This is a genomic window from Paenochrobactrum pullorum, assembly GCF_041929845.1.
GTDB classification, from domain to species: Bacteria; Pseudomonadota; Alphaproteobacteria; order Rhizobiales; family Rhizobiaceae; genus Paenochrobactrum; species Paenochrobactrum pullorum.
Map to the genome: position 1 here is coordinate 1 of NZ_JBHEEH010000034.1, position 8,237 is coordinate 8,237.

Below are 8,237 nucleotides of genomic sequence, written 5' to 3' on the forward strand. Positions count from 1 at the left end.
ATTACCTATATCAAGACATATGAAGGGTTTTCCTACCTGGCTGTTGTCATCGACCTGTTTTCTCGACGCGTCGTCGGGTGGTCAATGCAATCGCGCCAGACTACAGACCTGGTCTTACAGGCTTTGTTGATGGCCGTGTGGCGACGAAAACCAAAAGAGCGGGTCATGATACATTCAGATCAGGGCTCCCAGTTTACAAGTATGGACTGGGCTTCATTCCTAAAACAACATAATCTTGAGCACAGCATGAGCCGCCGTGGGAATTGTCACGATAATGCTGTAGCTGAGAGCTTTTTTAACCTGCTGAAGCGAGAGCGCGTTCGGCGCAAAACATACAGAACTCGAGCTGAAGCAAGGCAAGACGTATTTGATTACATTGAGATGTTTTATAACCCGCAACGCAAACACGTTAGAAATGGTATGCTGTCACCAGCACACTTTGAACAGAACCACAAACTGAAGACGAAGAGTGTCTAATAAACGCGGGGCTATTCAGTATCCGAGCCCTACTGATCCTTCACGGATAAGATCAGTACGTGGTCTGTGGGGAGGACGTTGGAAAAACTGGCTTTCGTCAATCCGTAATGGTGACGGCAGAGAGTTGGGGCCGTTTCTTCTGCGTGAACTTTGCCGTCAATTTGAACGCCTTAAACTTGTCCACACTCAGCTCAAAGAGATGAAAAAGGAACGTGTTGCGGCATGGAGCACTGAAGGCGCAATAAGCAATGGAAGGCTCAACTCCTTGAGGGGCGATCGGCGTTTTCGGCGACGAGGCTAAAGCCGAACCTCCAGTTCCAACTGTCGACGTTAAAACGCTTCATGCTAAAATCGGTGAACTGACATTGGAGAATGTTTTTTTGTCAAGAGCGTTCAGCAAGGCGGAATTGCTGAGGTACAAGAAATGATCGACCGCGCGCACAAGCTGTCGGTTACACGGCAAGCCAGGCTTCTCGGGTTCAGCCGAGGCTGCCATTTCGATGGATGGAAAAGGCGCTTGGCGCGACAATCATCGTCGGGAAATCATGGGGCCATCCATGATTTCTATTCCCTCCTCTGTCGTTGAGCGGCTCTGACGGTCGATCAAATACGAGGAGGTCTATCTTCACGCTTACAAAACCGTATCCGAAGCCAGAATTGGCATCGGCCGATATCTGGCCTTCTATAACAACCGACGTTCCCATTCATCGCTTGACCGACAGACACCAATAATGATGGCAGCATAATCGCGGCGGAAATCCACTTAAAGAAACGCTCGAAACTGTTCAGACAAACCGAGCCACGTCTCTTCAGTGCATCAAAATAAAACCAATTTGCAAGCCCAGTTTATGAGTGCACGGCTTAACGTAAATAATCAAGATTAGCCAAGATTTTCGTCACTGTATTTAGCACTGCATCAAGCTTTGCTTTGCGTGACTGACGATGGAACTTGGCGAAAATGGGTGTATTGGCTACCGGAGGGTCAGTTTGTAAAATTTTCACTCTTCCGCCAGAGACTTCATTATCAGCAACTTTATTGGGGTAAATGCCAACTCCGACGCCTTTATTTACGAGTTCCGATAGAATGGAAACACTGCTGCAGAAATCAACGCGAGTAGGGGTCAAGCCATTACTGGCAAACCAGCCAATCATTTGCTGGTAATTAAGTGATCCGATGGGGTTAGATATAATCGGAAGCGACATTAAATCTTTGGGCCTGACTATTGTAGGTAGGTTCCAACTGGTTGCAGCAATCCAGGATGTTTCTTGAGCGCCTAAAGGTATTAGCTTAAAGTGTTCATGTTCTGTGGGATTAACAATAAAAGCCAAATCCAGCTTTAATGCATGTAACTCCGGTTCGATCTGAGCCGAAGTGGAAACCATTAATTCAGGTTGTAGCTCCGGGTAATTCTTGTGTAGCTCTTTGAGAATGTCAGGCAAGCAGATCATCGCGAATCCTTCGGCAAATCCAATTCGGATGGGGCCTGAGACCTTGTTAGAATAGCCTTGACCGCCGATACGCTCCATACAAGCAAAAATTATTTTGCATTCTTCGAGTAATGCATCGCCTTGTAATGTAAGTTTTAAGTGCCGCCCATGCTTTTGGAGCGGAATATAACCAAGAGCATCACTTAAAGTTTTTAAGCGCAGTGAAATTGTAGGCTGAGCAACATTTAGAATGCTTGCGGCACGATCTACCGAACTGAGAGTAGCTGTCCAATAAAAGGCTTCTAATTGCGCTAATGTAGGCTGAGACATTTGGTTTCCTAATGTATTATTACCATTATTCTAATTTGTTTAGTGAATTGCAAATGATTATGTTGGTTTTGACTGAAATGAGGACTTATATTCGTGAATGGCTCAGCCGATCTGATCAAATCCATTGATTTTTATATTCTTCAGGCTTCGATGCCGGAATTAGCTGGTAACGCCTTAAGGGTGTTTAGCGAAAGAAGTGCTTTACTCGTTAAAATTACAACGAATGGCGGTATTGAGGGATGGGGAGAAAGCTGGGCTTACCCATATGCTGCAGCAGAACTCATTAAACGTAACCTTGCCCGCCATGTGCTGAACAAAGACATCACTAATCCTCGTGCGATACATCAAGCATTATTGCAGGCCTGCATACCGGATAGGCGTGGCCAGACACATATGGCAATCAGTGCTTTAGATATGGCCATATGGGATGCATATGGCCGCGTTGCAAACCAGCCTATCGCTGCATTGCTTGGTGGATCCTTGCGTGAAAGCATCATGGCATATGCCAGTGGACCGCTTCTGCCAGCGGGAGAAAACCGTTACAAAGGTTTTGAAACGGCAGTCGAAACTTATTTAAATCAAGGCTTTCAAGCGCTTAAAATTCGCATCGGCATCGGCCATAAACAGGATGTATTTGCAGTTAAAACTGCCCGGGCAATGATTGGTGCCGAAAAGCTTTTGATGGTTGATCTTAATGAATCTTCAAACATTGCTAGCACATTGAAACTGGCGAGTGAGACCGATGAATTTAATATAGGCTGGTTCGAAGAACCATTACCGCATGATAATTTTCCAGGTTACCGCAAACTGGCGGACAAATTGACGGTGCCTGTAGCGGGTGGTGAATCTTTTTGTGGTGTCCAGTCATTTCGTGACATAGTTACAGATAATTCGCTCGGCATTTTGCAACCGGATCTGGCCATTTGCGGCGGTTTTACCGAAGGAATGAAAGTTGCTGGTCTGGCAGATGCTTTCGAAATTCCGTTGGCGCCTCATGTCTGGGGTACAGGCATAAATTTTCTAGCATCTCTGCAATTCGCAGCGGTTTTGCCTGATCGTGGGCGAAACACTCAATTCCCGTTATTCGAATATGATATGAGTTTTAATCCTCTTCGATCGGATATCTACCACGTCACACCGGATGCAAACGGGAAAATTCCTATTCCTGACGGATCCGGTCTTGGTATCGATATTAAGCCCGAAACCTTTGAAAAACACATCACCGAGCATTCACAAATCATCTTTTGAGCGAAGAACAAATAAATCAGATGGTTAATATTGGAGGAAACTATGAAAAAAACAATCTTGGCAACATGCATAAGCCTGATGGCGTTGTCCGTATCAGCTTCTGCGGCTGACGTTACCTTATCGCTTGGTTTTGTTGGTGGAACTCAGGCACCTGAAGCAATTGCAATGAAACAATTTGCGGATGAAATTGCGGAAAAAACAAATGGCCGCATTGCTATTGATCTTCAAGGTGGCGGAGCATTGGGCGGCGACCGTGAAGTTATCGAGAGTGTTCAGCTCGGGACTGTTGACATGGCCGTCCCAAGCACCTCTGTCGTAGTCAATTTTTCTCCTGATTTTGCTATACTTGACGTCCCGTTTTTGTTCAGGGATTTTGATCATGCCGAGGCCGTTTTAGCAGGGTCTGTTGGAGAACAATTGCTGGCGTCCTTGCCGGAAAAGGGCTTGGTCGGCCTTGCTTTTGGCGGTATGGGATTTCGGCAACTCACCAACAATACACGCCCAGTGACCAAGCCGGAAGATGTCGAAGGAATGAAAATCCGCACGCAGCAGAATGAAATGCATATTGCTGTTTGGAAGGAACTTGGTGTTTTACCGACACCAATGGCTATTCCAGAAGTTTATACAGCCTTGCAACAAGGTGTTGTCGATGGTCAGGAAAACCCGGTCGGTGCTATTATCAATAACCGATTTGGTGAAGTACAGAAATATTTAAGTATTACAGATCATGCGTTTACACCATTAGTATTGCTGATCTCACCAACTGCTTTCAACGCATTGTCCGATGAAGATAAGCTAGTTTTTAAAACTGCTGCCCAAAATGCAATGAAGCGTAACCGAGATGAAGTAGAAGCTGTTCTAGTCACTGGTTTGGATGGTTTGAAAGCGCAAGGCATAGAAATTATTACGGATGTTGATAAGGACGCTTTTCGTGCCAAACTTGATGGTCTATACGCCAAATTTGCTGATCAATTCGGCAAGGATCGTTTGGATGCTATCAGTGAGACAAAAGAATGAACGATAGAACTTCTCCGTTGAAAGTATTTTTGACTTTCGAGAAGTTTCTTACCAAAGCGGCAGTCGCGCTAGCGACTGCCGGCTTGGCTGTTGCTTCGCTCGTTGGGCTCTACCAGATTATTGCACGCTTCATTCTGCACGTATCAGCAGAGTGGTCCGAGCCCCTTATTCAAGTGACCCTCATCTGGATGGCTTATCTGGGTCTAGCAGCAGCTATGCGCTCAGGAACACTTATTTCAGTTGACTGGATGCTTTCTAAAAGTCGCGGACCAATGCGACAGCTCGTTAAAACAATCATTTTGATGAGCGTATTAACGTTGCTGGGCTTTATTGCCTGGTTTGGTATCGAGCTCGCTCTGCGCGTAAAATTTCAGACTATTGCTGGTATTGGTATAGCAGCGAGTTGGGCTTATGCAGCGTTACCCGTTGGCGCCATTATTTCAATTATCGCAGCACTGGCGCACTTGCTTGACCCGCGCTCGGAAATTGATCACGAAACTGAAAATAGCTAAGGGCAAAAAAGCATGCTAATCACAATGATTTTGCTCTTAGTGGGCCTAATGATGTTGTCAGTTCCGGTGGCCGTTGCTATCGGTTTAGCTGGTCTTACCGGCGTTATTGCGTTTTCTAACCTACCATTGCTTGTCCTGCCTCAGCAGGCTTATATTGCGTTAGACAAGTTTCCTCTAGCCGCAATTCCATTTTTTATTCTTGCTGGAAACTTGATGGCCGCGGGTGGTATTTCCAAACGCTTGGTTGATTTGGTTGAGAGCGTCATCGGCGATACGCGCGGCGGTCTACCGGCAACATGTGTAGTTGTTTGTATGATCTTTGCGGCAGTTTCAGGATCTAGTGTTGCAACAACTTATGCAATTGGCGCTATCTTGATCCCTGCAATGGTTGCGCAAAAATACCCAGTTGGTTTCGCCGCTTCTTTACAAGCAACCTCTGCAGAATTAGGCGTGATCATCCCGCCATCCATTCCAATGATTTTATATGGTGTAGCTGCTGGTGCGCCTGTCGGCGATCTGTTTGTTGCTGGTCTGGGGCCGGGGTTATTGATTGCTACAGCACTTATTATCTTTGTTTTACTTTGGTCTAAATTTTTTTACATACCGGCTGAAACTCAGAAAAAAATATCGACACCATTTTTTACCAGCCTAAAACGTTCCTTACTGGCTCTATTAATGCCAGTGGTTATTCTTGGCGGGATTTATGGAGGCATATTTACACCGACGGAAGCTTCAATTATCGCTGTTTTCTATGCACTTATTGTCAGCATATTCATTTACCGTGAATTGAATTTTGCGGGTTTGATAGTAATATTACAAAGATCAGCTATATCATCTGCCATTATAATGTTCATCATATCCATGGCAGGTTTATTCTCTTTTATATTGACACGCGCAGGTATTCCAGCTGCTATCAGCCAATGGATAATTGAGAATTTTGATAATGCATTTACGTTCCTGTTAGCTGTAAATGTCATATTATTCTTGATTGGTATGTTTGTAGAAACATCAGCATCGATTGTTGTTATAGCACCAATTCTTGCACCTGTTGCGCTCCGCTATGGTATTGATCCAGTGCATTTTGGTTTGATTATGATCACAAATCTGGCATTGGGTATGATCACACCGCCCTTTGGTGTAAATCTTTTTGCCGCTGCAGCCGTTGGTAAGGTCTCTTTGCATAAAATGATACCTTATCTGCTACCGATGGTCGGAGTGATCGTGTTGTGTTTAATGCTCATTACGTACTTTCCGATAATTAGTCTTGGCACCCTGTACTTATTTGGCATGCGTTGATGATAACTTGTTTCGTAAACGTGGAGTGACGTGCGCCTCTTATATCGGTCCATTTTCAGCTGGAATTTTTCATTTATAACGCCTTTTACGGGAGGATGAGAATTTCATGAAAGTGGGTAAATTTCAGATGCACAAATCGTCTTTGTTTTGAAGCAGGCAGAGGATGCCACGCCGATTGGTGAAGTTTGAATAGATGGAGTGGTTGCCGCCCTATCCAAGCGACAATTTTTGTTTGAAGATTGTTGCATTCAATCTACTCGATGGGAAGGATGGCAGACATGACTACAGATACAATGCTCGGGATCGATCTGGCTAAAAGCGTTTTCCAGGTGCACGGAGTCTCGATGACGGGGCAATTAAAATTCCGCAAAAGCTATTGAGACTACAATTTCGCAAGTTCATGGCGGAGCACCCTGCGACGACCGTGGTTATGGAAGCCTGTGGCAGTGCGCATTATTGGGCACGAGAGATAGCCAAATACGGCCATGAGGTAAAGCTGATTGCTCCCCAGTATGTCCGCCCGTTTGTAAAGCGTCAGAAAAATGATGCAGCGGATGCCGAAGCGATTTTTATCGCCGCACAACAGCCGGAGATGCGCTTCATCATTCCGAAGATGGAGGAGCAGCAAGCTAAGGCGCTTCTTTTTCATGGAAGAGAACGGCTTGTCTGCCAACGTACGGAGTTGGTCAACGCGTTACGGTCAGTCCTCTGTAAGCGATGTTGCGATCACACCTTGTTTGGATAGTTCCATGGTAAAAGTTGGTCTATGTGGCTCTGTTTATGGCCATTGACGATTGCCGTGAGCGTGCTGGTCAACCATTTTTGCGGATCAATGGCATTGAGTTTGCAGGTTTCAATGAGTGAAGCGATTGTGGCCCAGTTGTGGGCACCTGCTTCATGGCTTGCAAAGAGCGCATTTTTGCGGTTCAATGCGATTGGCCGGATCGTTCGTTCGACACTGTTATTATCCAGCTCGATACGGCCGTCGGATAAGAACCGGCAGAGGCCATCCCAGTATTTGGCAATATATTTTAAACCCTCGCCCAATGGGGCTTTTGCTGATACTCGTGTACGGTGATAAACAAGCCATGTTTCCATGTCGATGATCAGCGGCTTTGATTGCTCTTGTCGCGCTGCGAGGCGCGCTTGCTGGTTAAGACCGCGGATTTCCGCTTCGATCCTGTAGAGCTCACCGATCCGTTTTATGCCGTCTTCTGCAACCGGGGACGAACCAGTCCGTGCGATCTCAATGAACTTGCGACGCGCATGAGCCCAGCAATAAGCCAATTGTATATTCGGTCCAACACGATCAGGCGCGATCAGCCGATTATAGCCTGCATAACCGTCGACCTTTAGGATGCCTGTGAAGCCCTGCAATATCTGTTCCGCATATTGGCCGGAACGTCCCGATGCATAAGTAAAAGCAACACGAGGCGGTGCATTGCTGCCTGCATAGGCGGCCCATGGTCGATCATCGCGTGCTAAAGCCCAGAAGTAGCCTGTCTTGATCTATGCCCTGACGCGCCATAATCTGAGCTTTCCGATACAGCAGTGATGGTCGGCATATTTGGATACCAGTATATGGGCGATCATTGCCTCTGTCGGTAAACCTGACGGAATTAATCGGGCCGGAGCCGGAGCTTGTGTGACACCATCCGTACAAACACGGCATATATATTTGGGACGATGCGTGACAATGACACGAAACTGCGAAGGGATCACATCCAGTCGCTCGCAAACATCTTCGCCAATGCAATGCAGACAGCCACCGCAAGAACAGATCAGGCTTTCCGGCTCGATAACTTCATCAATACGTGGCAGATGTTTGGGAAGAGAGCCACGATTGACGGCGCGCGGCCTGGATATACGCTTGCCTGAAGGTGTATCAGCTTCGTCTTCTGCATGGATCGTAGCGATGGCAGTTTCGAG

General features: G+C 46.3%; 6 protein-coding genes and 4 pseudogenes. 8 read left to right on the top strand and 2 right to left on the bottom strand.

What is annotated here, in order from left to right:
* The 3 genes and pseudogenes from JNC77_RS17235 to JNC77_RS17245 all read left to right on the top strand — a co-directional run.
* A partial coding sequence (locus JNC77_RS17235; RefSeq protein ID WP_374834738.1) for an IS3 family transposase occupies window positions 1-477 on the top strand: 477 nt, incomplete at its 5' end.
* Between the two features lie 246 nt (window positions 478-723).
* Window positions 724-967: pseudogene (locus JNC77_RS17240) on the top strand (IS3 family transposase); the annotation flags it as partial.
* Window positions 960-1,223, top strand: a pseudogene (locus JNC77_RS17245) (integrase core domain-containing protein); the annotation flags it as partial. The pseudogenes JNC77_RS17240 and JNC77_RS17245, both read left to right, overlap by 8 nt.
* A 115-nt stretch (window positions 1,224-1,338) precedes the next feature.
* On the opposite strand, the gene JNC77_RS17250 reads toward JNC77_RS17245, so the two are convergent.
* Complete coding sequence (locus JNC77_RS17250; protein ID WP_374834740.1) at window positions 1,339-2,235, bottom strand: LysR family transcriptional regulator; 897 nt, start codon at window positions 2,233-2,235, stop codon at window positions 1,339-1,341.
* A gap of 150 nt (window positions 2,236-2,385) precedes the next feature.
* Here JNC77_RS17250 and JNC77_RS17255 point away from each other — a divergent pair, with 150 nt between their 5' ends.
* From JNC77_RS17255 to JNC77_RS17275, 5 genes and pseudogenes are all read left to right on the top strand, one after another.
* The gene (locus tag JNC77_RS17255) at window positions 2,386-3,483 is read left to right on the top strand and encodes a mandelate racemase/muconate lactonizing enzyme family protein (protein WP_374834742.1); all 1,098 of its coding nucleotides are present in this window, start codon (window positions 2,386-2,388) and stop codon (window positions 3,481-3,483) included.
* Window positions 3,484-3,525: 42 nt separating this feature from the next.
* A complete protein-coding gene (locus JNC77_RS17260) occupies window positions 3,526-4,500 on the top strand; it encodes a DctP family TRAP transporter solute-binding subunit (RefSeq protein WP_374834744.1) in 975 nt (324 codons plus the stop codon).
* Complete coding sequence (locus JNC77_RS17265) at window positions 4,497-5,012, top strand: TRAP transporter small permease (RefSeq protein WP_374834746.1); 516 nt, start codon at window positions 4,497-4,499, stop codon at window positions 5,010-5,012. Before JNC77_RS17260 ends, JNC77_RS17265 begins: the two co-directional genes overlap by 4 nt.
* Window positions 5,013-5,024: 12 nt before the next feature.
* On the top strand, window positions 5,025-6,308 hold the full coding sequence (locus JNC77_RS17270) for a TRAP transporter large permease (RefSeq protein WP_374834747.1): 1,284 nt from the start codon (window positions 5,025-5,027) through the stop codon (window positions 6,306-6,308).
* Window positions 6,309-6,586: 278 nt separating this feature from the next.
* Window positions 6,587-7,017 (top strand): annotated as a pseudogene (locus JNC77_RS17275) (IS110 family transposase); the annotation flags it as partial.
* A 17-nt stretch (window positions 7,018-7,034) separates the two neighbouring features.
* Here JNC77_RS17275 and tnpC read toward each other — a convergent pair.
* Window positions 7,035-8,237 (bottom strand): annotated as a pseudogene (tnpC, locus tag JNC77_RS17280) (IS66 family transposase); the annotation flags it as partial.

Bases quoted from the DNA above. Each gene is read 5' to 3' on its own strand.
- JNC77_RS17250 (WP_374834740.1), bottom strand. From the start codon at position 2,235: ATGTCTCAGCCTACATTAGCGCAATTAGAAGCCTTTTATTGGACAGCT.
- JNC77_RS17255 (WP_374834742.1), top strand. From the start codon at position 2,386: ATGCCGGAATTAGCTGGTAACGCCTTAAGGGTGTTTAGCGAAAGAAGT.
- JNC77_RS17260 (WP_374834744.1), top strand. From the start codon at position 3,526: ATGAAAAAAACAATCTTGGCAACATGCATAAGCCTGATGGCGTTGTCC.
- JNC77_RS17265 (WP_374834746.1), top strand. From the start codon at position 4,497: ATGAACGATAGAACTTCTCCGTTGAAAGTATTTTTGACTTTCGAGAAG.
- JNC77_RS17270 (WP_374834747.1), top strand. From the start codon at position 5,025: ATGCTAATCACAATGATTTTGCTCTTAGTGGGCCTAATGATGTTGTCA.